We start from the raw sequence: 23,080 nt of genomic DNA, 5'->3' as shown, positions 1-23,080 counted from the left end.
CGCAATGCATCGGCCGCGTGGCGGGCGGGCCTGCGTAGACACAACGGCCGACGCAGACCCAATGTTACGGGAGAATCACTCTCCGAGGTCGTAGATCCGGACCTTGCCGATACTGTGTCGCAACATCGCGAGCCGGCCGAGCTCGGGCGACACGGTGCCGTTGCGGGCATCGGCGTACAGCCAGCGCACGCCGCGCGCTCGCAGTTGGCCGAGCGCCTCGGGTGTCGGCGTGGCCAGCGCCTGGTTGGTGAGGGTCACCCGGTCGGGCCACGGTGACGGTTGCTCGGTGTACCGGCGGCCGCCCGCACCTTGCTTCGCCATCGCCTGGTTGGTATAGGCCCAGCCCTCGATCAGTGTGCGGCGACCCGCGATCCCACTGACCAGATAGCCGCGCGCATCGCAGCCCGGGCCCAGTTGACCGGCGGGCCGGCACCAGGTGTTGGTGGCAACCACGTCCGTCGGCGCCGAGTGCTGCCCGAGCCAGAGCGCCGCCTCGGCCTCGTCGGGGTAGACCCACCAGCGCGCTGCGCGGTACGTCGGTGCTTTCTCGGTGTCACCGCGCACTGCGCTCTGGATGAAGGAGCTGATCGGCGCGGTCGCGAGCAGCACGAGTACGACGAGGAGTCCGCCGCCGGCCTGGTGGAAGAAGAGTCTCCAGATCACGAGCAGCACGATCGTCAACGCGAGGACGACGAGCAGCATGCGCGTGCTCTCCCAGAGCTGACGGCCCGTCGACGCGGCCGGCACACCGCGCGCCCAGACGAGCAGACCGGCGTACCCGATCGAGAGCAGGAACGCGACGATCGCGATCGGAATCGGCCGCCCGGCCGCGCGGGCACTGGTCACCGCGAACCAGCCGGCGCCGGCGAGGCTGAAAGGTGCGGCCATGTAGACGAAGTATGACTCGCTGACCGACGGGTGGTCGATCAGCAGGTAGCCAGCCCAGCCGGCGATCATCGCGCCGAGCAGGAACCAGGCGATCGGGTCCTTGCGACCGACCATGCCGAAGCCCGCCCAGGACATCGCCTGCAACGTGAGCAGCACGCCGAGCAGCAGGGTCAGCGTCCCGATCACTTCACCGTGAGCGAGTGCGGGGAGGATCAGGCCGCCGTCGCCTGGTTGGGTCCGGTCGCCGGTAGCGGCCGTGTAGACCGGCAGCGACTTGAGCATCGCGAGGAACTGGAGCCGGGATCCACTGGTGCTGCCGGCAACCGTCACGAAGGTCGCTACGCCAACCACAAGCAGTGCGACCGTGGCACCGACCAGTCGCCCCGGCAGCCGCCTAGTGGTGACCACCACGTAGACCGCGGCCAGTGCGACACCGGCGACCAGTAGCGGTAAGACCGTGGGCTTCGAGCCGCCGCCGACGATCGCCACCGCGATGGTGAGCAGCCACAACCTCCGTGGCGCCTGGCGGAAGAGCAGCTCGATCAGGAAGATCGCCACCGTCACCCCGGCGACCAGGCCGAACGTCTGGGACGGACTGAGCAGACTGACCGGTGGTGCCAGGTTCACGCTCGTGTCGATCAACAGGTACAGCTGCGGCGCGGCCAGTGCGAGCGCCGCGAGTACTCCGGTCCACCAGGTCCGGCTGACGGTCCGGGCCAGCGTTGCGCACACCAGCAGCGAGACGACCAGCCACGGCAGGATCCACAGCCGGAACAGCACGACCATCGGGGTCAGCCTGGTGATGTCGACCGCCGCGGCCATGTCCGCGTTCGCGAACCAGTGGTAATCGAGCCGCTCCCCCGCCACCTGCGGGATGTCGGGCGGCATCGAGCGGGTCAGCTCGTTCACCATCGACAGGTGATAGAGGAGGTCGGGGTAGTACGCCTCGCCGTGCGGTGGCATCGGGTGGTACGCCAGCACTCCGAAGGTGGCCGCGCCGATCATGACCGCGGCCGATACCGCCAGACCCCACGTCCAGCGGGCGGGCAACGGTTGCGGGTCCCTGATCCGCCAGTACTTCCAGCCCAGGGCGATCAGCACCAAAGCGGGCCAGACGATTAGCCAGTGCGGCCGGCCGAGCGCGGTGAAGATCGCCCAGCCGATCAGCTGCCAGGTAGCGCCGACGACGGATCCAAGGCCGAGGTCCTCAGCCCAGTTACCGGTACTGCGCCACGCGGCCCGAAGCAGCAACGTGCCGGGGAGCGCGATCCCGAGCACGAAGTACGCCGTGAATTTCAGAACCGGACCGGCACCGACGTCGCCGAGCCAAACGAACCCGCCGGCCGCAACCAGAATCGGCAGCAGCCACGGGACCGACCGTTTCATGGATGGCGAACCGGCTCTTGATGCCCTTGGTCTTCGAGGCTGTCGTAGCCGACAAGGAACTGCGGTCTGCGCTGGCTCGACTGGAACAGGCGCGCGACGTACTCACCGAGGAGACCGAGGCAGAGCAGCTGGATCGCGCCGATCACGCTCACCGCGAGCACGGTCGATGTCCAGCCCGGGATACTCCGGCCGGTCAGCTTGATCACCAGCGCGCCGACCACGAACACGCCGGACATCACGCCACCGAGCAGACCGAGCCACGTCGCGAGCCGCAACGGCGCGGCCGAGAACGCGGTCACGCTGTCGAACGCGAGCCGCATCATCTTGGTCAGGTTGTACTTCGTCGTCCCCGCCGCCCGTTCGGCCCGGACGTACCGCACCTCGGCGCTCGGGAATCCGAGCCACGGGATCACCAGCCGGAACACCCGGCCGTCGTCCGGCAGCGCGTTGACCGCGTCTACCACGCGGCGCGTGACCAGGCGGAAGTCGGCGGCGTCGAACGGGATGTCCTTGCCGACGAGGCGGCACATCAGCTTGTAGTACAGCCGGGCGGAGGTCCGCTTCGGCCAGCTGTCGCTGGACCGGTCCGAGCGAACGCCGTACACGACGTCGACGTCCTGTTCGCGCACGGCGTCGAGGAACTCCGCGATCACCTCGGGGGGATCCTGCAGGTCGGCGTCGATGGTGACGACGTACTGACCGCGGGCGCGGCGGAAGCCGGCCGACTGCGCAGCCTGGTGACCGCTGTTGCGGAGCAGCCGGACGACGCGGAGCTGCGGCCAATCCTCGGCGGCGGCGAGCAGCAGCTCGGCGGTCCGGTCCCGGCTGCCGTCGTCGACGACGACCAGCTCGTAGCTGATGCCCAGCCCGTCGAGCAACGGGTGCATCCGCTCGAAGAAGATCGGCAGCACCTCTTCCTCGTCGTACATCGGCACGACGACGGAGAGCTCGGGGGTGGTGTCCCGCATGGCTGCCTTTCGGAGGATCGAGGTGGTGAGCTTACTAGGCTGGTCAGGGGCTTGGTGAGATAGCCACGGCTCCGGTTCGCCGGGGGTCGCCGACCGCGAGCAGGCCGTCGGCCGGGTCCCAGAACGCGGCGGCGACGCCACCGAAGTACATGGAATGCGGAGGCATCGGACGGGTCGGGAGCGCGGTCGCGCCGGGCACCTCGAGGTCGTCCTCGTAGTCGACCACCACGTCCTGCCGGACGCGAACGTGGACTCGTGGGTGTTCGACCGCCTCCCGCAGCGGCATGCCGCCGTGGGTGTAGAGCGCGTAGACCTGGGCGAGCGCGGTCGGGATCCGGTCGGATCCCGGCGAGCTGATCGCGAGCACCGCGCCGTCGCTGTCCCGGCGGGCGACGCTCGGCGCCATGTTCGAGGTGAGCCGAGTGCCGGGAGCCAGGCTGTGCGGGCCGCCATGCAACAGCTCCTGCTCGCCGAGCGCGTTGTTGAGCCAGATGCCGGTGCCGGGCGTGAGCACACCGGAGCCGTAGCCGGACGAGACCGTGATCGCACACGCGTCGCCCTCGTCGTCGACGACCGACACGGTCGCAGTGCTCGGGGAGGTCAGCGCGCGGAGATCGCCGGCGGCGGCAAGGTCGAGCAGCTTCTGCCCTTCGAGCCGGCGCACGTCCTCCTCATCGAGCTCAGGCAGCCGCCGGCCGAGGACCGCGTGCTGTACGTCGATGAGGCGTTCGAGCTCGGACTGGTTCCAGCTGCCGTCGTACGGGACGCCGTCGAGGAGGGCGAGCATCGCCGCGACCGCCACACCGCCGACGGCCGGGGGCGGGTTGGTCGCCAGCTGCCAGCCGTTCTGCTTCACGGTCAGCGCCGGGCGGACGATCGCCTCGTACGCCGCGAGGTCCTCGGCGGTCAGGATGCCGTCGTTCTCGGCCATGTCGCGGATCAGCAGCTGCGCGAGCTCGCCGGTATAGAGGGTCTCGGCGCCGTCGCGGGCGATCAGCTCGAGCGCCTCGGCCAGCTCGGGGATGACCACCGTCGTACCGGCCTTGATCACCGCGCCGTCGTCATCGTGGACGACGCCGTGGCTCGGCTGATGCCAGCCGAAGATGATCTCGTGGGTGAAGCCCAGGTAGTAAGCCGACGTCCGGCTGAGCGGGAAGCCGGTACGGGCGACCTCGATCGCCGGCTGGAAGACCTCGTGCCACGGGGCCTTGCCGGACCGCTGGTGGGCGAGAGCGAGCGCCTTCATCCCGCCCGGAGTCGCGACCGAGCCGTGGCCGACCGTGGTCGTCGTCCCGCCGCCGTAGTCGGTGGTGATGTCCCAGACACCACGGCCGAACCGCTCGCTGGGCAGGCCGCGGCCGGGCATCTCCACCCAGCCGTCGATGGTGACCGCGTCGCCGCCGGACACCTGCAGGGTGACGAACCCGCCGGAGGCCGGAGAGACCACGCCGATCTCGTTGACCATCGTGACCAGGGTGGCCGCGATCGCGGCATCGACCGCGTTTCCACCCTCAGCGGCCACCCGCACGCCCGCATCGGCAGCCGCCTTGTTGGGCGCTGCCACCGCTACTCTCGGGTGACCGCCGCTCATCGCGTCAGCCGACCCGTTGAACCGCGTTGAAGCGGTCGACCGTGACCTGGACCGCCGCCTGGCGGGCGTCGGCGACCTCGGTCTCCTTCAGGGTCCGGTCCGGCGCGCGGAACCGGAGCGCGAACGCGAGCGACTTCTTGCCATCGCCGATCTGCTCACCGGTGTACACGTCGAACAGCCGGATCGACTCCAGCAGCTCGCCCGCGCCCTCGACCAGCGCCGCCTCGACGTCCGCCGCGGCCACGTCGGCCGCCACGATCAGCGCCACGTCCTCCTTGGCCACCGGGTACGACGAGAACGGTTGGGCAGTGACGGACTCGGGACCGGCGGCGATCAGCGCCTGCAGGTCGAGCTCGACAGCGCTCGACCGAGCGGGCAGACCGTACGCCTGGCAGACCTTCGGGTGCAGCTCGCCGGCATGACCGACCACCTTGCCGTTGACGGAGAACTCGGCGCAGCGACCCGGGTGCCAGGGCGCGTACTCCGCGTTCTTCACCACCGGCTGCACGCCCACCGAGGACGCGACCAGGCGGGCGATCTGGACCGCGTCGGCCCACCCGGCCGGACGGCCCCTGCCCCACCAACCGGTCGGGGTCAGCGAACCGGCGAGCACGGCCGCGAGGTGCAGCGGCTGCTCGGGAAGAGCGTCGTACAGCGCCTGGATCTCGGCGTCGCTCGGCCGGTGCTCGACCGACGGGAGCGGCGCCGGCTTGGTGTCCTTGCGGGGCAGGAAGACCAGGCCGGTCTGGAAGATCGCCAGGTCGCCCGCGCCGCGGCCGGCATTGCGCTCGGCGGTCCGGAGCACCGTCGAGAGCAGAGTGGTCTGCATAGACGGCTCTTCGTCGGAGATCGGGTTGACGAGCCTCACCGTCGTACGGCGGGGGTCGTCCGCCGGGATCCCCATCGCGTCGAAGTCGGCGTCACCGGTGAAGGGGTAGGACACGACCTCGGTCAGCCCCGCGCCCACCAGCGCGGTAGCCACCCGGCGCCGCCGCTTCTGCGCGACGGTCAGCCCTTGCCCGCCCGGCGCCTTCGGCAGCATGGACGGCACGTTGATGTATCCGAACAGCCGGATGACTTCCTCGGCGAAGTCGTTGGGGTCCCGCAGATCCGGTCGCCACGACGGAGGCGTCACCGTCAGCAGGTCGTCACCGGCCAGTCCCTCGACCACCGCGGTCCCAGCTGCGGCAGCCGGCGTAGAGGCGCTGAGTGAGGTGGCGATTGCTGCCTCCACCACCAGGGCAGGGGCGTGGACGCCCGCGGCCAGCGGTGCCGGGACGGCGTCGGCGGCGGCTGCGTCGACACGGCAGCCCACCGAGCGGAGGTGCTGCAGCGTCTCGGTCAGCGTGATCGGCGCGCCCGCGACTCGTGCTGCGTGGTCCGCGCGGAGCGTGACCGGGGCAGGCGCCGGGTGGGTGTCGATGACGGTCTCGTCGGGCTGGATCGTGCCGCCGGCGTACTCGGCGAGGAGGTCGGCGACGCGCTGGGCGGCGTACCGCGGGAGCAGCGGGTCGACCTCGCGCTCGAAACGGCGGGAGGCTTCCGACGACAGCTTGTGCCGGCGGGAGGCCCGGGCGATCACGATCGGGTCGAAGTGCGCGGCCTCGATCACCACGTCCGTGGTCGCGTCCGAGATCTCGGTGGACGCACCACCCATCACGCCCGCGATCCCGATCGCGCCGGAGTCGTCGGTGATCAGCAGGTCCTCGGCGTCCAGCTCCCGGGTCTGGTCGTCGAGCGTCATCAACTTCTCACCAGCGGTCGCCCGCCGCACAACGATCTCGCCGGACAGCCGCGCCTTGTCGTACCCGTGGATCGGCTGACCGAGCTCGAGCATCACGTAGTTCGTGACGTCGACCCCGATCGAGATCGGCCGCATCCCGGCCGCGAGCAGCCGCTTCTGCATCCACCGCGGCGACAGCGCCTTGGCGTCGATCCCCGTGACAGTCCGGGTGACGAACACGCTGCACGCCTCGGCATCGTCCACGCGGACCGGGTGCCCACCGCTCCCCGATCCGGTCAGCGTCAGCTCCGCCGGATCCTTCAGTGGCACGCCGTACGCCGTCGCCACCTCGCGCGCGACACCCCGGATCGACAGGCAGTACCCGCGGTCCGGCGTCACCGCCAGGTCGAGCACGTCGTCCGCCAGCGAGAGCAGCTCGACCGCGTCGTCGCCCGGCTTGGCCTCGCCCGGATCGAGGACGACGATGCCGTGCGTCCCGTCGTCGCCGAGGCCGAGCTCGGAGCTCGAGCAGATCATCCCGTTCGACACGTGGCCGTACGTCTTGCGGGCCGAGATCGCGAACCCGCCGGGCAGCACCGCACCTGGGAGCACGACGACGACCAGGTCGCCGACCTCGAAGTTGTGCGCGCCGCAGACGACCCACTGCGGCTCGTCCTTGCCGATGTCGAGCGAGCACCAGCGGATGGTCTTACCGTTCTTCTGCGGCTCGTTCTCGAACGTGAGCACCTTGCCGACCACGAGCGGCCCGGTCAGGTCCGACTCCTCGACCGTCTCGATCTCGAGGCCGGCCCGGATCAGCTGCTCCGCGATGTCGCGGCCGGTGACCCCGGCCGGGACCTCGACGTACTCCCGAAGCCATGACAGTGGGACCCGCATCAGATCTCCATCCCGAACTGGCGGCTGAACCGCACGTCACCCTCGACCATGTCCCGCATGTCCTCGACACCGTTGCGGAACATCAGCGTCCGCTCCAGGCCCATGCCGAAGGCGAATCCGGAGTACCGGTCGGTGTCGATGCCGCAGGCCCGCAGGACCCGCGGGTTGACCACGCCGCAGCCGCCCCACTCGATCCAGCCCTCGCTGCCACAGGTGCGGCACGGGCGGTCCGGGTTGCCGACGGAGGCGCCGCGGCAGACGAAGCACTTCAGGTCGACCTCCGCCGACGGCTCGGTGAACGGAAAGAAGTGTGGCCGGAGTCGCGACTCCAGGCCCTCGCCGAACATCGACACGACGAAGTGGTCCAGCGTGCCCTTGAGGTGCGCGAGCGTGATGCCCTCGTCCACGACCAGGCCCTCGACCTGGTAGAAGACCGGCGTGTGCGTCGCGTCGAGCTCGTCGGTGCGGAACACGCGGCCCGGGCAGATCACGTAGATCGGTGGCTTCCGGGTCAGCATCGAGCGCGCCTGCACCGGGGAGGTGTGGGTGCGCAGGACCCGGCCGGAGCCGGCCGGCTCGACGAAGAAGGTGTCCTGCATCTGCCGCGCCGGGTGGTCGGGCTGGAAGTTCAGCGCGTCGAAGTTGAGCCACTCGGCCTCGACCTCGGGACCCTCGGCGACATCCCAGCCGAGCGCGGTGAAGACGTCCGCGACCTGCTCGGAGATCAGCGACAGCGGGTGTCGCGCGCCGAGCTGCGGGGTGTGCCACGGAAGCGTCACGTCGACCTGCTCGGTGGCGAGCAGCTGCTCCTCGTGCGCGGCCTCGAGCACCGCGAGCCGGGACGCGAAGCCCTCGTTGATCGCCTTCCGGGCCGCACCGATCCGCTGACCGGCCTCCTTGCGGGCCTGCGGCGGCAGCGCACCGATCTCCCGGTTCGCCAGCACGATCGGCGACTTGTCGCCGAGATGGGTGAGCTTCGCCTCCTGCAGGGCAGCCAGATCGGCCGCCCCGGTAAACGCCGCCAGCGCCTCGTCGCGGGTCCGCTCCACCTCTTCGGCATGCAGCGGCGTCACTTCGACCGGGTCGTAATCAGTGTTGGGACCGGACATGGCTCGCTCTCAATCGGAACTTCGACGAATTGCAGTCTAGAAACCCCGACCCCAATACCGTGAATCGGCCGTCCACAGACCTCCGCCCCGGCAGTGAGCCGGGGCGGAGGTGGTTGGTCAGGAAGCGGCTTCGACCGACTGATCCGGGGGTTGCTCGGCGGACCTGCGCGGTAGCACGAACAGGGCGACGAGGGCGCCTGCGACGGCGCCGATCGAGCCGACGGTCATGGAGAGCTGCATGGCGTCGATGAACGCGTGTTTGGCGGCCGGGAAGAAGTCCGGGCCGAGGGCGAGGGTGTCGGCGATGGACTTGCGGGCCGCCTCGGGGACCGAGTCCGGGAGGGCAGCCGAGTAGGCCGCGGCCAGGACGCTGCCCAGTACGGCGACCGACAGCGCCGCCCCGGTCTGCTGGACGGTGTCGTTCAGGGCCGAGCCGACACCGCGATGCTCGGCCGGGACCGCTTGCATCAGCAGGGTGTACGCCGCTGGTCCGGCGAGGCCGCCGCCGATCCCCATCACCAGCAGGCCGACGATCAGCAGGCCGTACCCCGAGCTGTCCGAGACCTGGGTCAGAATGCCGAAGCTGACCGCGATCACCGCCAGGCCGAGCGCGATCAGCGTCCGGTCGGCGATCTTCTTCCCCAGCGTCGCGCCCAGCCCGTTGAAGACCGTCGCGGCCAAGGCGTACGGAACCAGCGCCAGCCCCGCCTTCAGCGGCGTGTACCTGAGGACAAACTGCAGGTACTGCGTCAGCGCGAGCAGCAACCCACCCGCGGTGAACGACAGCAGCACGATCGAGAAGCTCGTCCCGCTGAACCGCCGGTCCTTGAAGAGCGCGAGCGGCACCATCGGATGCTCGCTCCGCCGCTCCCACAGGGCGAAGGCGGCCAGCGCGACCACTCCGACGGCGAGCAGCCCGAGCACCCGGCCGGAGCCCCAGCCGTGCACCGGGATCGAGATGATGGCCCAGACGACGGCCGCCATCCCGACCACCGACAGCACCGCGCCGACCGGGTCGACCGACCGCGCCGGGCCCTTAGACTCCGGGATCAGGATCACGGCGCCGACGATCGCCAGCACCGCGATCGGCACGTTGATCAGGAAGATCGAACCCCACCAGAAGTGGTTCAGCAGCGTCCCGCCGACGGTCGGACCGGCGATCACGCCGACCATCGCAACCATCGACCAGCCGGCCATCGCCTTGCGCTGCTCCTCCGGCGGGAACACCGTGAACAGCAGCGACAGCGTGCTCGGCATCAGCAGCGAGCCGCCGACCCCCATCAGGAACCGGCACCCGATCAGCTGCCAAGGTGTGTCGGCCAGCGTCGCGATCAGCGAGGCCGCGCCGAAGACGGCCAGGCCGATCAGCAGCATCTTCCGCCGGCCGAACCGGTCCGACAGGCTGCCCGCGGTCAGCAGCAGCCCGGCGAACGCCAGGATGTAGGCGTCGATCACCCACTGGATGTCCGCGGGGGTCGCGTCCAGGTCCCGCATCAGCGACGGGATCGCGAGGTTGAGCACGGTGTTGTCGACCACGAGCACCAGCAGGCTCAGGCAGAGGATCAACAGGATCCACCAGCGCCGCGGGTGTCCGGCGGCGGAAGTGTCAGCAGACTCGAACGGTGTACTAGTCACTCGCACACTGTACGACAAACTCGAACGGTGTGCGAGTGGCTAGTAGGATGACGCCATGAACGAGTCGATCTGGACCCGGCAACGGGCCGCCGCACCGGGGCGGGAAACCCTCAGCCTGGACCAGATCGTGCAAACCGCGATGGCGCTCCTGGACGAGGAGGGCGTGGCCGGGCTGAGCATGCGGAAGCTGGCGGCGAAGCTCGGGGCCGGGGCGACCAGCCTGTACTGGCACGTGCCGACGAAGAACGACCTCGTGGACCTGCTGATCGACGAGGTCTGGGGCGAGATCGACGTACCCCAGCCGGAGCTGGCGGGCTGGCGGGCCGGCGCGTTGCTGTTCGCCCACAGCCTGCGGTCGGCGGTGCTGCGGCATCCGTGGCTGCCCGAGGTGATGTACACGCGGCCGAGCGTCGGGCCGAAGGCGATGAGCCTCGGCGCCCGCGGCCTGACCCTGTTCGGCGCGGCCGGCTTCTCCGGGAACGAGGGCGACCGCGCGATGAGCTGCGTGATGTCGTACGTCCTCGGCACCGTGAGCGCCGAGGTCGCGTCCCGCGAGATGGTCCGGAAGTCCGGTCAGTCCGAGTCCGACTGGATGGATCAGCTCCGCCAGGAGACCCTGGCGGTCGCCGACCAGTACCCCGAGATGCAGAAGTCCGTGCACCGCCGCCTGGAGCAAGGCTTCGAGACCAACCTCAACGAGAACTTCGCCTACGGCCTCGACGTCATGCTCGACGGCCTGCAAACCCGGATCAAGCAGTAAGGGACCCGCGTCAGGTCGTGAGCCCGAACCAGGGTTCCTTGCCGAGCTCTTCGTCCAGGACCTTGCGGTCGCCTTCGCCGGCGACCTGCTCGGCCAAGGTGCGAGCTATGGCCAGCTCGGCGCGTGCTGCCGACGGCTGACCGGTCGCGGCGAGCGCCCGCGCCAAGGCCTCGCGCGCGAACGGCTCGTCCCAGTCGGCCATCTGATCCGGGTGGGCCAGCACGAGCTCGAGACACCGCCGCGCATGGTGCAGCCCGAGCTCGACCCTTCCGATCCGCAGCGCCACCCGCGCGATCAGGTGCTCGCCGCGCGCGTGGTTCGCCTCGTTCCCCGCTTCGAGCCAGTGCAGGCAAGCGGCGTACGCGCCGTACAGCAACCGTTCCTGGTCCCCCACCGGGCTCGTCTCGTCGATCTCCTCGAGCAGGTCCCAGGTCTCGTTGTTGAGCTCGACGCCGAAATACCGGTGCAGCTCGCGACCCTCGACCAGCTCGGTCGCGACCTTCTCCATCAACTCCGGCCAGCTGGCCAGCCCGTGCTCCCGGGCAATCGTCAACTGCGCATCCCGCAACGTGAAGCTCGCCGGATCAGCCCCGGGAAGCTGCGCCTGCGCGCGCTCCACGGCATCCGGCCGCCCCTTGGCAACCGCCTTGCGCAACTCCTTGGCCCGGGCCCGCAACTGACTCAGACTCGCCTTGGCAGGCAGCGGCACACTCGACATCGACAGTCCTCCCAGAACAGCCCGCTCCGCTGACCAGACCGTCCCGAAAGAGAAAACCGGTCGTCGTCGAGGTCCCACTTCCAGGTGCACTCAGTGCTTGCCGCGAAGAAGAGGCGCCCTGGCGCGCGCTGCCCCAACGCTGACACGGAACCCGGCCCCCGGTCAACAAGGACCCGAACGGTGTTATTGGCGTTGGGCTCGGGCGGAGGCGTACAGGCAGATGGCTGCGGCGGTGGCGAGGTTGAGGGACTCGGCGCGGCCGTAGACGGGGACGCGGACCGAGTAGTCGACGAGGGCGTTGATGTCGTCGGGGAGGCCGTGCGCCTCGTTGCCGAAGAGCCACACCGTGGGCTTGGCCAGGGTGCCGTCGTCGATGCAGGCATCGAGATCGGTGTCGCCGTACCCGTCCGCGGCGAGGAGCTGGAGGCCTTGCTCGCGCCAGATCGGCCCCGCCTCGTGGATGTCGACGTCGGTGCTGATCGGGACATGGAAGATGCTGCCCACGCTGGCCCGGACCGCCTTCGGGTTGTGCGGGTCGACGGACTCCGGCGACAGTACGACGGCATCCGCGCCGGCGGCGTCCGCCGTACGGATCAGGGTGCCGACGTTGCCCGGGTCACGGACCTGGACGCCGGCGGCGACCAGCTTGCCGGTGGGCCGGAATTGGACCGTCACGAGGTTGCAGACGGCGACGACGCCCTGCGAGGTGACGGTCTCGCTCAGCGCCTCGATAGCCGCGCGGTCGACCTCCAGCCATTGGACGCCGGCGGTTGCGGCGAGGTCGTACAGATCGCGATGACGGGTCGCGACCGCGGGTTCGGCGTACACCTCGATCACCAGCTCGCGGTGCTCGAGGGCTTCGCGGACCGCCTGCGGTCCCTCGACCAGGAAGCGGCCGGCCTTGCGCCGGAACGCACGAGTGGCGAGCCGCCGGGCCTGCTTGATCCGCACGGACTGTGCGGTCAGCAGACCAGGGCTCGCCACTGTGTTGTGCTTCTGGGGTGCTGGTGTCAGCGAACGGCTCAGGCCGCGCTCGACGGCGCGTTCACGTCGGCCGGCAGGGCGGCCTTGGCCACCTGCACCAGCGCGGAGAACGCGGCCGGGTCGTTGACGGCCAGGTCGGCGAGGATCTTGCGGTCCACCTCGACCTCGGCCAGGCGCAGACCCTGGATGAAGCGGTTGTAGGTCAGGTCCTCGGCCCGGACCGCGGCGTTGATCCGCTGGATCCACAGCTTGCGGAAGTCGCCCTTGCGCGCCTTGCGGTCACGGTAGGCGTAGACGAGCGAGTGGGTGACCTGCTCCTTGGCCTTGCGGTACAGCCGCGAGCGCTGGCCGCGGTAACCGCTGGCCTGCTCGAGTACGACCCGGCGCTTCTTGTGGGCGTTGACTGCCCGCTTCACGCGTGCCATGAGGTGTTACTCCTTGTATTTCTGCGCCGGAGACAGACTTGTCCACTCGGCGGGGGATGTTCGGGTGGGACGAGGACGCGACGGCGGTGCCGCCGGCGGCCTCAGATGCCGAGAAGCTTCTTGGCCTTCTTCGCGAACGACGGGGCGACCTCGACGGTGCCGGACAGCCGGCGCTTGCGCTTCGACGACTTCGCCTCGGCGAGGTGGCGGATCCCGGTCTGCTCACGACGGATCTTGCCGGACCCGGTGACCCGGACGCGCTTCTTCATCCCCGAGTGGGTCTTCATCTTCGGCATGGCTATGTGCTCCTGGTTTTCTTCGTTGACTCGATCTTCGGTGTGACCGGCTCCGGTCGCCTCGGGCGGCCGGAGCAGTCGATCACTCCGGGTCGAGGTTGTCGGCCGGACCCTTCGGCTTCTTGGTGGCCCCGGCGGCACGCTCGGCTTCGTGGGCCTGAGCCTGCTCGGCGCGCTCCTGGCGCTCGAGCTCCTCGTCGGCCTCCCGCTCGGCCTTGCGCTGTGCCTTCTCGGCCTCCACGTCCACGCGCGCTTCGGACTTCTTCTTGTGCGGCCCGAGCACCATGATCATGTTCCGGCCGTCCTGGCGCGGCGAGGACTCGACGAAGCCGAGCTCGGTCACGTCTTCGGCCAGCCGCTGCAGCAACCGGAACCCGAGCTCGGGCCGGGACTGCTCACGTCCGCGGAACATGATGGTGATCTTGACCTTGTCCCCGGCCTTCAGGAACCGGACCACGTGACCCTTCTTGGTCTCGTAGTCGTGCGGGTCGATCTTCGGCCGCAGCTTCATCTCTTTGATGACGGTGTTGGTCTGGTTCCGGCGGGACTCGCGCGCCTTCTGCGCGGTCTCGTACTTGTACTTGCCGAAATCCATCAGCTTGCAGACCGGAGGCCGGGCGGTTGCCGCGACCTCGACCAGGTCGAGATCGGCCTCCTGGGCCAGCCGCAGTGCGTCCTCGATCCGAACGATGCCTACCTGCTCACCGTTCGGTCCGACCAGCCGCACCTCGGGAACGCGGATGCGCTCGTTGACGCGCAAATCAGTGGTGATGGGTCCTCCTGGGTTGAACTAGTACTGGTGCCACCCTCGCGATCGCCGCGGAGCCCCCTGAAAAACACGAAGGCCCTCGTGCGATCACACGAAGGCCCAATTCCCTGATCGACGACGCTCCAACCTGCGGCTGGTACGCCGTACCTTGCTGCGATGCTCCGGATGTCCTCCAGAATCTCTCAGCGTGACCGGGACCCGCCGACTGTTCACCGGCTGGGTGGGAGGTGGCCCTCCGCTTAGACTTGAACCGCTCGCGGCCCTCGAGTATTCCACTCAGGGGTCACCAACGGACCAGGTCGGTCGCCGTGTAAGAGTAGCAGCATGACGGACCCCGGTGCCAACCCGCAGCCCTCCCGCGACATCGCCGACGTACCGAGCGTCGAGATCATCTCCACCGCCGCCCTGCACCTGATGAGCGCGGCCGCGGTGCACCTGGGACTGGCCGAGGACCTGCCCGAGCACAAGGATCTGGACGAGGCCCGCTCGCTGATCGACGCCCTGGCCGGCCTGCTCGATGCTTCGGCGGCGTCGTTGGGCCATCATCATGCGGCGCCGCTGCGGGACGGGCTGCGGTCGTTGCAGCTCGCGTTCCGCGAGGCGAGCAGCATTCCGGACGAGCCTGGTCAGGGGCCTGGCGAGAAGTTCACCGGTGCGGTGTTTCCGTCTGCATCCCGGTGAAGAACGCGACGATGCCGGCCGGGGCGTCGGGAGCGAAGCAGATCTCCAAGTTGGCAGCGGACTCTTCGGCTGACCGCTTGGCTCGCGGGAAGAGGTCGGCTTCGTAGGCGGTGAGGGCGGCTTCGGTATCGCCTGGGTGGGCTAGCAGAGCGGCGGCGAGCTCGGCGCCGTCCTGGAGCGCGAGGTTGGCGCCCTCGCCGGCGAACGGCGACATCAGGTGGGCGGCGTCGCCGAGCAGGGTGACGCCGGGGACGCGGTCCCAGCGGTGGCCGATCGGGAGTGCGTGGATCGCGCGCGGGATCAGGTCGCCGTCGGCGTCGCGGATCAGGTTTCGGAACTTGTCGTCCCAGCCGTCGAACTCGGCGAGGACGGCTTCCTTGGTGGCGCTGTCGGCGGGCGTCGCGGTGCGGAACGCGGCGTACACGTGGAGCCGGTCGGGCTCGCGGTGCGCGAGGATCCCGCGGCTGTCGCCGAGCGCGAACATCGATCCGCCGCCGATCAGCTCGGCGGCCTCGGGGTGCCGTACGTCGGGATCGAGCAGCTCGAGCTCCGCGAACGAGAGGCCGGAGTACGCCGGGAACTGGTCCGAGACGAGCCGGCGAACCTTCGACCAGGCGCCGTCCGCGCCGACGATCAGGTCCGCTTTCACGGTGGACGGGTCGGTGATCTTCGAGCCCCAGCGGATCATGCCCGCCGGGAGGCTGTTGATCAGCAGCTCGCGGAGATCGCGCCGGTGGACCTCTGGCCGGCCGCCGGTCCCGTCGTCGTCGGCGTGCCGGAGTACGCCGTACCGGTCGTAGACGCGCATCTCCTCGCCGCCCGGGAGGACCAGGCGGCGGAAATCGTCGTAGAGCCCGGCCGCCTTGAGCGCCGCCTGGCCGGATTCCTCGTGGATATCGAGCATCCCGCCCTGGGTCCGGGCGTCCGGCGACTCGTCGAGCTCGTGGACAACGGCATCCACACCGTTGACCTGCAGGATCCGGGCCAGCGTCAGACCGCCGAGCCCGGCACCGATGATCGCGATATTCGTCATGCTTCGAGACTAACGAACATGTTCGTCACGAACAAGTTCGTCTCAATCGCGAGTGTACTCCAGCTTCACGACGTTGCCGTCGAAGGTTTGGGCGGAGCGCAAGGTGAGGCCCCGCCGGAACGGCAGCATCGGGCGACCGGTGCCGAGGACGACCGGGTGGACGTAGATCTCATAGGTGTCGACCAGGTCGCGCTCGGCCAGCGCGGCGATCGTCCGGGGGCTCCCGAGCAGGTAGAGGTCGCCGCCCGCTGTCCGCCGGTGCTCCTCGAGCTCGTCCACGGTTCGCACGACGGTGGTGTCCCAGCCGGCGGACTCCAGCGTCGTCGAGAGCACCAGCTTCGGCATCGATTTCCAGAGTTTGCTGTACGCGATCAGGAACTTGTCGCCGGCCGGATCCGCGTCCGCCGTCGGCCAGTACGCCGCCATCCCCTCGTACGTACGACGCCCGTACGCGAACATGCCGGCCGTGCGGTGCAGCTCGACGAAGTGCGCGTGCAGCTCGTCCTTCACCTGCAGCCAGTCGAGTCCACCGTCCTCGGCCGCCACTCGACCGTCCACCGATGCCTGCACCGAGACCACGATCCGGTTGCTCATTTCCATCTCCTTCAGCCTCCTTCAGCTCTGTCCGACACCCGGTAGTCGGAGCCGACGCGGAGCGTTTGACACGGTGGTCGGCGAATCGTCGAGGCGGGCGACCCGATGGATCGAGATGATCAGCCGCACAAGCTGACGACCGATAGGACGATCGAATGAGCGAGCTGGACCCGGAATACGCGCGGCGGGCGATCGTCGAGCACACCGAGCGGCTGGCGGAAGCAGCCGGCGCGGCTGGGCCTGACGCCGGCGTGCCGACAGCGCCGGAGTGGACGATGAAGGATCTGGTCGAGCACCTCGGGCAGACCCAGAACTGGGTGGCGGAGATCGTCGAGCGGCGGATCACCGATCCCACTCAGCTGCCCGCGGAGGTGGTTCCGCTCCCGGCCGATTCTGGTGAGTGGTCGGCGTGGCTGGCGGAGTCGTCGCGGCGGGTTGCGGATGCGCTTTCTGATGAAGCGCTCGACGCGGCCGTGTTCAACCCGGCAGCGGATGCGCGGACCGGGGGGCGGTTCTGGTTGTCCAGTTCGCTCAACGAGGCGGTGGTGCATGGGTTCGATGCGGCTAACGCTGCGGGACGGCCGGCCGAGATCGAGGCGGAGATCGCGGCGGCGCTGATTACCAACCACCTGACGATGCTCACGTCTCCTACCTGGGCGATGCAGCGGGCCGAGTCAGCTGACGCCATTCGCGGTGACGGGGAGACCTTGCAATGGGTGGCGACTGATACCGCGGACGGATCGGGTGCGTGGTTCGTCGTACGGCGGCCTGAGGGTGCTACCTGGCAGCCCGGAGCTCAGCCGGCCGACGTGACGGTCAGCGGCCCGGCGCGTTCGCTGCTACTGACCTTCACCCGCCGACTCCCCTTCACTGATCGCGACGCGCTCAACATCACCGTCGACGGTGACACCGCTCTCGCCGAGCACTGGCTGAACAACACCGCCCACGTCGCCGGCTGACCCCACCGACGGGAGTTGCTCGCCACCACCGACGAGCAACTCCCGGGCACCAGCCTTGGTGTTAGAAGGCTTTTAGTTCGTAGATTCGGGTGGCTGGGTCGGTGGTTTGGGTGGGGGTCGTGATGTTGAGGCGGAGGTAGCGGGTGGTGACGCCGGAGAGGGTGTGGGTGGTGACGGCGGCGGTGTTGTTGGTGACTGTGGCTCGGGTGGTCCAGGTGGTGCCGTTGGTGGAGGTTTGCAGGGTGTAGGCGCGGGTGTTGTACGACGCCGACTCGCCGCCGGCCGAGGCGTGGGAGATCTCGACCGAGCTGACCGGGACCGACGAACCCAGGTCCACCTGCAGGAACTTCGAGGCGGCGAGGGAGCAGAACTTGTCGGAGTTCCCGCCGGTGACTGATCCGTTGACGGCTTTGGCGGGGGTTTCGGATGTGTTGCAGGACGCGGAGCCGGTCGCGGGCTTGTTGAGCGCTAGGTCGACGGGCCCGGTCGAGCCGGACATCGCCGACGTCATCTCCCGCGCCCACTGCCACGGCGCCGTCGTACCGCCGGGGTCGGAGTTGAAGTACTCCCAGCCGTCCACGCCGCCGAAGGTCGGGTACTTCGCGACCAGCGAACCCAGCGTCGACTTCAACGTGGACAGCGGCACGTACCCCGAGCAGTTGGCCGAGTTGGTGACCACGCCGGCGACGACCTTGGACGCCGGGAACAGACCGCGGCTGATGATGTTGTCGTAGCCGGTGGTCGACGACATCGAGCCCCACCCGCAGTAGAACTGCGCGTTGTACCAGTCGATCTTCGCGCCGCGGTCGCGCTCCAGGGTCTCGTAGTTGAAGCCGGACAGGTTCCCGCCACCGCTCAACGCGGGAGCCACCGGCGCCAGCGTGATGATGAAGCCGGTGCCGAAGTCGGTCGTCAGCTGGTCGATCAGCCGGTTGATCCCGGCCTGCGACATGCTCTCCTCGACGTCCAGGTCGAGGCCGTCGAGGCCGTACGTCGTGACGAGGTTCTTCAGCCGCGGGTAGTAGGTGTCGAAGTCCGTGTCGAGCCGCTGGAAGGACCCCTGCGCGGCCCCACCGACGAAGGCCGACACCTTCACCCCCACGGCCTGCATCGCGTGCAGGTCCGCCCACATCTGGGTGAACTTCGCGGCGTCCGGCGGGTCGTCGTTCAGGTGGACGACGTCCGGGTCGAGGTGGATCGCCCCGACCAGCACGTTGGTCACACCGGTGTTGTTGTCGGTCAGTGCCTTCGGTGACACATAGACGCCGTTCACGTACTGCGTCTGGTAGTAGACGACGACCCGCTTGCTGTCGGCCGTCGTACCCGCCTGCGCCGGGGCCGCCACGACGGCGGACCCCAGCACCGCGGCGGCAACCAATGCCATTGCCTTACGCAACATCGCACACTCTCCTTCGAACCAAACCGAAATGGGCGGTAGGGCTGGTCGAACAAGCGCAGAGACTATCCCTTCACGGCGCCCTCCTCGACGCCCTTGAAGAAGAAGCGCTGCAGCGTCGCGAACACGATCACGATCGGGATGAACGCGATCATCGTGCCCGCGGCGATCAGGCGGGGGTTGTTCGTGAAGGTGCCGGACAGGTACTGCAGACCGACGGTCAGCGTGTACTTGTTCGGGTCGGTCAGCACGATCAGCGGCCAGAGGAAGTCGTCCCAGGCGCCGATGAACGCGAAGATCGCCACCACACTGATCGTCCCGCGCACCGACGGCAGGCCGATGTAGATCAGCCGCTGCCACGCGTTGGCGCCGTCGACGACCGCGGCCTGGTCGACCTCGACCGGCAGCGACCGGAACGCGTTGTACATCAGCAGCACGTTCAGCGCCCCGATCATGCCGGGCAGCGCGACCCCGAACAGGGTGTTCGCCAGCCCGAACTCCCGGACCGTGACGTACTGCGAAATGATCGTGACCTCACCCGGCAGCACGAGCGTCGCCAGGAACAGCCCGAGCACGATCCGCCGGCCCCGGAACTGCAGCCGCGACAGCGCGAACCCGGCCAGTGACGCACCCACGACGTTGCCGAAGACAACGAAGAAGGCGACCACCAGCGAGTTCCGGGCGTAGTCCCAGACCGGGATGGTGTCGGTCACCTCTTTGTAGTGCGCGAACGTCGGCTGCGACGGCAGCAGCCGCGGGACCTGGCTGTAGACGTCCTCGCCGGCCCCCTTCAGCGACGTCGACAACTGCCACAGGAACGGCCCGATCGTGATCAGCAGCACGAAGGCCAGCAGCACGTACCGCACGACCTTCTCGCGCGGCGAGACCGTGTTGAAGCCAGAAGTCCCACGACGACGGGGCGCCGGACCCGGAGCCTCGACGACGGCCGGCCGGGCCAGATCGGTGACGACGGTCATGCCTCGGCCTCCTGACGGTTCAGCCGGGCCAGCACCAGCATCGGTACGACGGTGACGAAGAACAGCACGATCGACAGCGCCGAGGCGTACCCGAGGTTGCCCTCGAAGCCCTGGCTGTACTGCTGGATCAGCATCACGACCGAGTTGTCCCGGCCGCCCGGACCGCCCTTGCCACCGCTCAGGATGAACAGCTCCGAGAACACCCGCAGCGCCGACACCGAGATCAGGATCGCGATCAGGATCATCGTCCCGCGCACACCCGGGATCGTCACGTACCGGAACCGCCGCAGCGGGCCCGCGCCGTCGACCGCGGCCGCTTCGTGCAGCTCGCGGCCGACGTTCCCGAGGGCGGCCAGGTAGATGATCATGTAATACCCGAGGCCCTTCCAGATCGTCAGACTGATTGCGCTCAGCAACAACAACCACTGGTCGGACAGGAACGGCAGCGGCCCCGCGATCACACCGAGCTTCTCGGCGAGACCGTTGATCAGGCCACGGTCGTCCAGGATCCACTGCCAGATCAGCGCCACCACGACCGCCGACGCCACCACCGGGGTGTAGAACGCGGTCCGGAAGAAGGTGATCCCGGGCAGCTTCTTCTCCACCAGTACGGCGAGCAGCAGCGGCAGGACGGTCAGGAACGGCAGGCAGACCACCATGTAGATGACGCTGTTCAGCAGCGCCCACCGCAGCTGCTCGTCGTGCAGCAGGGTTTCGAAGTTCTTCAGCCCGACGAAGTGGCCGCCGCCGATCGGCCTGGCGTTGGTGAACGACAGGATCACGGTGTTGATCGACGGCCACAGGTTGAAGACGAGCAACCACGTGAGTGCCGGCACGACCAGCACCCACGGGGTGAACCAACGGTTGTAACGCATGCTCCGCTTTCGGTTACTGGGTCAGCAGCTGGTTGGCCTTGGCCACCGCGGCGTCGAGGGCTGCCTGGGAGGTGATCTTGCCGGAGATCGCCAGCGAGATCTGCTGCCCGATGAAGTCGTTGGTCGCGCCACTGATCACCGGCGGCTGCAGGTTCTTCGCCTTGGCCAGCGACTGGAAGGCGAGCACCTTCGCGTCGCTCTCCGGCGTACCGTCGCTCTTCGAGAAGTACGGGTCCTGCGCCGAGGCCTTGGTGGACGGGAAGATGTTGACGATCTTCGCGAACGCGGCCTGGTTCTCGGCGTTGGTGACGAACCGGGCCAGCGCGATCGCGGCCGCCTGGTTCTTGGTCTTCGCCGACACCGACAGGCCCTGCACGTACAGCGGCGGGGTGTCCAGCGCGGGCGACGGGACAACCTTGCCCTTCAGCGACGGGTTGTCCTTGACGAAGTCCTGGATCGCGTTGCCACCGCCGGTGGTCCAGGCGACCTTGCCCTGGGTGAAGAGCTTGGAGTTGCCCAGGTACTCGTTGGTCAGGATGTCGCGCGGCATGTAGCCGGCCTTGTACGCGTCGCGGTACTTGTCCAGCAGCGCGGCGGCCTCGGGGGTGTTGAAGGTGAACTTCTTGCCGTCGTCGGACAGGATCTTCACCCCGGCGTTGGTGAAGTCACCGATGCCCGGCAGCCGCGACATCAGGTACTCCTTGCCGCCGGTCTTGTCGTGCATCGTCTTCGCGGCCGCGAGCAGCTCGTCGAAGGTCTTCGGCGGGTTCTTCACGTCCAGGCCGGCCGCGGCGAACTTGGTCGCGTTCCAGTAGTCGATGTCGGTGTTCAGGTACCACGGGTAGCCGAAGGTGCCGGTCATGCCCTGGTACTGGTACGCCTGCACGCCGCCCTCGACGTACTCGTCGGCGAGCTTGGAGTCGGCCGCGCCGACGTCGAGCAGCATGTTCTGCTTGGCCAGCGAGAGCGCGAAGTCGGGCGGCAGGTTGGTGACGTCCGGCAACTGGCCGGCCGACGCCTGGCTCAGCACCTTCTTGTCGTAGCCGTCGCCGGGCTGGTCCAGCCAGGTCACCTTCGTGCCCGGGTACTTCGCCTCGAAGGCCTTGATCACGCCCTCGACGTACGCCGTGAACTTCGGCTTCAGCGCCCAGGTCTGGAAGCTGACGTCGCCGGTCACCTGCGCGTTCGCGTCGACGGTCGGCTTCGAGCCACCGCTGTCGCTGCCCGAATCGGATCCGAGGCCGCAACCAGCCAGAGTGAGAGCAACGGCGGCAAGGGCGGCCACCGGCGCCAGACGGCGTCTACGCATGGAATCTCCTGGGTTTGATAAACCGGTATAGCTCCTGCACTATCCACATCGTAGAATCCGCTGTCAAGGGTGGAGGGAGGTACGACGATGGCCAGGCCGACGATTGCGGACATCGCGACCCGGGCCGGGGTGTCCAAGGGTGCGGTGTCGTTCGCGCTGAACGGGCGGCCCGGGGTCAGCGACGCGACCCGGGAGCGGATCCTGAAGATCGCCGAACAGATGAGCTGGCGCCCGCACAGCGCCGCGCGGGCGCTCGGGGCGTCCCGGGTGGACTCGGTCGGGATGGTGATCGCGCGCCCGGCCCGCACGCTCGGCGTCGAGCCGTTCTTCGCGCACCTGCTCTCCGGCGTGCAGTCCGGCCTGTCCGCGGAGTCGATCTCGCTGCAGCTGCTGATCGTCGAGGACACCGCCGCCGAGATCGAGGTGTACCGCCGCTGGGCCTCCGAGCACCGGGTCGACGGCGTGATCCTGGTCGACCTGACGGTCAAGGACCCGCGGATCGACGAGCTCAGGGCGCTCGAGCTCCCGGCCGTCGTGATCGGCGGCCGCGGCGGCAAAGGCGCCCTGGCCTCGGTCTGGGCCGACGACCGGGACGCGATGCTGGCCATCGTCGAGTACCTCGCCGCCCTCGGCCACCGCCGGATCGCCCACGTCGCCGGTACGCCGAACTTCCAGCACACCCAGCGCCGGATCCGGGCCGTCCGCGACGCCGCACCCCGGCTCGGGCTGATCGACGCCCCCTCGCTGACCACGGACTTCAGCGACGCCGAAGGCGCCGCGATCACGCGCAAGCTGCTGTCCCAGCCGCAGCGGCCGACCGCGATCGTCTACGACAGCGACGTGATGGCCGTGGCCGGCCTCGGGGTCGCGATGGAGATGGGCGTCGCGGTCCCCGGCGACCTGTCGATCGTGGCCTTCGACGACTCGATCCTGACCCAGCTGATGCACCCGGCGCTGACCGCGCTGTCCCGGGACACCTTCGAGTTCGGCCGGCAGGCGGCCGAGGTGCTGCTCGAGGTGATCGCCGAGCCGGACCGGATGATCAACCGCCGGACCGCCGACCCGGTCCTGACGGTCCGGGAGTCGACCGCACCGCCGTCCTGAGCG

21 protein-coding genes are annotated in these 23,080 nt (G+C 68.9%); 4 read left to right on the top strand and 17 right to left on the bottom strand.

Annotated elements, in window-relative coordinates; all coding sequences use genetic code 11:
• Positions 1 to 75: 75 nt before the first annotated feature.
• From AB0E69_RS39935 to AB0E69_RS39910, 6 genes are all read right to left on the bottom strand, one after another.
• Positions 76 to 2,274 carry a hypothetical protein gene (locus AB0E69_RS39935; RefSeq protein ID WP_360159276.1) on the bottom strand — a complete coding sequence of 733 codons (2,199 nt, stop codon included), beginning with the start codon at positions 2,272 to 2,274 and terminating at the stop codon, positions 76 to 78.
• Complete coding sequence (locus tag AB0E69_RS39930) at positions 2,271 to 3,242, bottom strand: glycosyltransferase family 2 protein (protein WP_360159273.1); 972 nt, start codon at positions 3,240 to 3,242, stop codon at positions 2,271 to 2,273. Before AB0E69_RS39930 ends, AB0E69_RS39935 begins: the two co-directional genes overlap by 4 nt.
• A gap of 43 nt (positions 3,243 to 3,285) precedes the next feature.
• Positions 3,286 to 4,806, bottom strand: a complete 1,521-nt coding sequence (locus tag AB0E69_RS39925; RefSeq protein ID WP_360159270.1) for a gamma-glutamyltransferase — start codon at positions 4,804 to 4,806, stop codon at positions 3,286 to 3,288.
• 31 nt (positions 4,807 to 4,837) lie between these two features.
• Positions 4,838 to 7,453, bottom strand: coding sequence for a phenylalanine--tRNA ligase subunit beta (gene pheT / locus AB0E69_RS39920; RefSeq protein ID WP_360159267.1), 2,616 nt, complete (start codon positions 7,451 to 7,453; stop codon positions 4,838 to 4,840).
• Positions 7,453 to 8,562 (bottom strand): phenylalanine--tRNA ligase subunit alpha, encoded by a 1,110-nt coding sequence (gene pheS / locus AB0E69_RS39915; protein ID WP_360159264.1) that lies wholly within the window; start codon positions 8,560 to 8,562, stop codon positions 7,453 to 7,455. The genes pheT and pheS overlap by 1 nt, the downstream gene beginning before the upstream one ends.
• Positions 8,563 to 8,679: 117 nt before the next feature.
• On the bottom strand, positions 8,680 to 10,197 hold the full coding sequence (locus AB0E69_RS39910) for an MFS transporter (protein ID WP_360159261.1): 1,518 nt from the start codon (positions 10,195 to 10,197) through the stop codon (positions 8,680 to 8,682).
• A gap of 55 nt (positions 10,198 to 10,252) precedes the next feature.
• On the opposite strand from AB0E69_RS39910, the gene AB0E69_RS39905 reads away from it, so the two are divergent.
• Entirely contained in the window at positions 10,253 to 10,957 is a 705-nt protein-coding gene (locus tag AB0E69_RS39905) for a TetR/AcrR family transcriptional regulator C-terminal domain-containing protein (RefSeq protein WP_360159258.1), read from the top strand.
• A gap of 10 nt (positions 10,958 to 10,967) precedes the next feature.
• Here the strand turns inward: AB0E69_RS39905 and AB0E69_RS39900 are convergent, their stop codons facing one another.
• From AB0E69_RS39900 to infC, 5 genes are all read right to left on the bottom strand, one after another.
• Positions 10,968 to 11,675 (bottom strand): hypothetical protein, encoded by a 708-nt coding sequence (locus tag AB0E69_RS39900; protein ID WP_360159255.1) that lies wholly within the window; start codon positions 11,673 to 11,675, stop codon positions 10,968 to 10,970.
• A 183-nt stretch (positions 11,676 to 11,858) separates the two neighbouring features.
• Positions 11,859 to 12,659: an RNA methyltransferase gene (locus AB0E69_RS39895; protein WP_360159252.1), complete on the bottom strand. Its 801-nt coding sequence runs from the start codon at positions 12,657 to 12,659 to the stop codon at positions 11,859 to 11,861.
• 38 nt (positions 12,660 to 12,697) lie between these two features.
• Positions 12,698 to 13,084, bottom strand: coding sequence for a 50S ribosomal protein L20 (rplT, locus tag AB0E69_RS39890; protein ID WP_360159249.1), 387 nt, complete (start codon positions 13,082 to 13,084; stop codon positions 12,698 to 12,700).
• 101 nt (positions 13,085 to 13,185) lie between these two features.
• Positions 13,186 to 13,380 (bottom strand): 50S ribosomal protein L35, encoded by a 195-nt coding sequence (rpmI, locus tag AB0E69_RS39885; protein ID WP_360159247.1) that lies wholly within the window; start codon positions 13,378 to 13,380, stop codon positions 13,186 to 13,188.
• Between the two features lie 82 nt (positions 13,381 to 13,462).
• Positions 13,463 to 14,140 (bottom strand): translation initiation factor IF-3, encoded by a 678-nt coding sequence (infC, locus tag AB0E69_RS39880; protein ID WP_360159244.1) that lies wholly within the window; start codon positions 14,138 to 14,140, stop codon positions 13,463 to 13,465.
• A gap of 333 nt (positions 14,141 to 14,473) precedes the next feature.
• Between infC and AB0E69_RS39875 the strand changes: the two genes are divergently transcribed.
• Positions 14,474 to 14,830: a DUF1844 domain-containing protein gene (locus tag AB0E69_RS39875; RefSeq protein ID WP_360159241.1), complete on the top strand. Its 357-nt coding sequence runs from the start codon at positions 14,474 to 14,476 to the stop codon at positions 14,828 to 14,830.
• On the opposite strand, the gene AB0E69_RS39870 is transcribed toward AB0E69_RS39875, so the two are convergent.
• A complete protein-coding gene (locus AB0E69_RS39870) occupies positions 14,796 to 15,863 on the bottom strand; it encodes an NAD(P)/FAD-dependent oxidoreductase (protein WP_360159238.1) in 1,068 nt (355 codons plus the stop codon). The two genes, AB0E69_RS39875 and AB0E69_RS39870, sit on opposite strands and share 35 nt — an antisense overlap.
• A gap of 42 nt (positions 15,864 to 15,905) precedes the next feature.
• Positions 15,906 to 16,457, bottom strand: coding sequence for a dihydrofolate reductase family protein (locus AB0E69_RS39865; protein ID WP_360159235.1), 552 nt, complete (start codon positions 16,455 to 16,457; stop codon positions 15,906 to 15,908).
• A gap of 155 nt (positions 16,458 to 16,612) precedes the next feature.
• Between AB0E69_RS39865 and AB0E69_RS39860 the strand changes: the two genes are divergently transcribed.
• A complete protein-coding gene (locus AB0E69_RS39860) occupies positions 16,613 to 17,416 on the top strand; it encodes a maleylpyruvate isomerase family mycothiol-dependent enzyme (RefSeq protein ID WP_360159232.1) in 804 nt (267 codons plus the stop codon).
• Positions 17,417 to 17,477: 61 nt separating this feature from the next.
• Here AB0E69_RS39860 and AB0E69_RS39855 read toward each other — a convergent pair whose 3' ends face one another.
• The 4 genes from AB0E69_RS39855 to AB0E69_RS39840 form a co-directional block, all read right to left on the bottom strand.
• Positions 17,478 to 18,815 carry a discoidin domain-containing protein gene (locus AB0E69_RS39855; protein WP_360159229.1) on the bottom strand — a complete coding sequence of 446 codons (1,338 nt, stop codon included), beginning with the start codon at positions 18,813 to 18,815 and terminating at the stop codon, positions 17,478 to 17,480.
• Positions 18,816 to 18,877: 62 nt separating this feature from the next.
• Positions 18,878 to 19,789 carry a carbohydrate ABC transporter permease gene (locus AB0E69_RS39850; RefSeq protein ID WP_360159226.1) on the bottom strand — a complete coding sequence of 304 codons (912 nt, stop codon included), beginning with the start codon at positions 19,787 to 19,789 and terminating at the stop codon, positions 18,878 to 18,880.
• A complete protein-coding gene (locus AB0E69_RS39845; protein ID WP_360159223.1) occupies positions 19,786 to 20,664 on the bottom strand; it encodes a sugar ABC transporter permease in 879 nt (292 codons plus the stop codon). The genes AB0E69_RS39850 and AB0E69_RS39845 overlap by 4 nt, the downstream gene beginning before the upstream one ends.
• 13 nt (positions 20,665 to 20,677) lie before the next feature.
• Entirely contained in the window at positions 20,678 to 21,973 is a 1,296-nt protein-coding gene (locus tag AB0E69_RS39840; RefSeq protein ID WP_360159220.1) for a sugar ABC transporter substrate-binding protein, read from the bottom strand.
• An 87-nt stretch (positions 21,974 to 22,060) separates the two neighbouring features.
• Here AB0E69_RS39840 and AB0E69_RS39835 point away from each other — a divergent pair, with 87 nt between their 5' ends.
• Complete coding sequence (locus tag AB0E69_RS39835; RefSeq protein WP_360159217.1) at positions 22,061 to 23,077, top strand: LacI family DNA-binding transcriptional regulator; 1,017 nt, start codon at positions 22,061 to 22,063, stop codon at positions 23,075 to 23,077.
• Positions 23,078 to 23,080: the final 3 nt, after the last annotated feature.

Origin of the sequence: Kribbella sp. NPDC026611 (genome assembly GCF_040638345.1) — a bacterium.
In the GTDB taxonomy this organism is placed as follows: Bacteria; Actinomycetota; Actinomycetes; order Propionibacteriales; family Kribbellaceae; genus Kribbella.
This window is presented reverse-complemented; position numbering and strand designations above follow the sequence as displayed.

Excerpts from the sequence above, each read along its gene's own strand:
- AB0E69_RS39875 (WP_360159241.1), top strand. The coding sequence starts at position 14,474 with ATGACGGACCCCGGTGCCAACCCGCAGCCCTCCCGCGACATCGCCGAC.
- AB0E69_RS39870 (WP_360159238.1), bottom strand. The coding sequence starts at position 15,863 with ATGACGAATATCGCGATCATCGGTGCCGGGCTCGGCGGTCTGACGCTG.
- rpmI (WP_360159247.1), bottom strand. The coding sequence starts at position 13,380 with ATGCCGAAGATGAAGACCCACTCGGGGATGAAGAAGCGCGTCCGGGTC.
- AB0E69_RS39935 (WP_360159276.1), bottom strand. The coding sequence starts at position 2,274 with ATGAAACGGTCGGTCCCGTGGCTGCTGCCGATTCTGGTTGCGGCCGGC.
- AB0E69_RS39850 (WP_360159226.1), bottom strand. The coding sequence starts at position 19,789 with ATGACCGTCGTCACCGATCTGGCCCGGCCGGCCGTCGTCGAGGCTCCG.
- AB0E69_RS39900 (WP_360159255.1), bottom strand. The coding sequence starts at position 11,675 with ATGTCGAGTGTGCCGCTGCCTGCCAAGGCGAGTCTGAGTCAGTTGCGG.
- AB0E69_RS39845 (WP_360159223.1), bottom strand. The coding sequence starts at position 20,664 with ATGCGTTACAACCGTTGGTTCACCCCGTGGGTGCTGGTCGTGCCGGCA.
- AB0E69_RS39855 (WP_360159229.1), bottom strand. The coding sequence starts at position 18,815 with ATGTTGCGTAAGGCAATGGCATTGGTTGCCGCCGCGGTGCTGGGGTCC.
- AB0E69_RS39835 (WP_360159217.1), top strand. The coding sequence starts at position 22,061 with ATGGCCAGGCCGACGATTGCGGACATCGCGACCCGGGCCGGGGTGTCC.
- AB0E69_RS39905 (WP_360159258.1), top strand. The coding sequence starts at position 10,253 with ATGAACGAGTCGATCTGGACCCGGCAACGGGCCGCCGCACCGGGGCGG.
- pheT (WP_360159267.1), bottom strand. The coding sequence starts at position 7,453 with ATGCGGGTCCCACTGTCATGGCTTCGGGAGTACGTCGAGGTCCCGGCC.
- AB0E69_RS39865 (WP_360159235.1), bottom strand. The coding sequence starts at position 16,457 with ATGAGCAACCGGATCGTGGTCTCGGTGCAGGCATCGGTGGACGGTCGA.
- AB0E69_RS39860 (WP_360159232.1), top strand. The coding sequence starts at position 16,613 with ATGAGCGAGCTGGACCCGGAATACGCGCGGCGGGCGATCGTCGAGCAC.
- AB0E69_RS39930 (WP_360159273.1), bottom strand. The coding sequence starts at position 3,242 with ATGCGGGACACCACCCCCGAGCTCTCCGTCGTCGTGCCGATGTACGAC.
- AB0E69_RS39840 (WP_360159220.1), bottom strand. The coding sequence starts at position 21,973 with ATGCGTAGACGCCGTCTGGCGCCGGTGGCCGCCCTTGCCGCCGTTGCT.
- pheS (WP_360159264.1), bottom strand. The coding sequence starts at position 8,562 with ATGTCCGGTCCCAACACTGATTACGACCCGGTCGAAGTGACGCCGCTG.
- rplT (WP_360159249.1), bottom strand. The coding sequence starts at position 13,084 with ATGGCACGCGTGAAGCGGGCAGTCAACGCCCACAAGAAGCGCCGGGTC.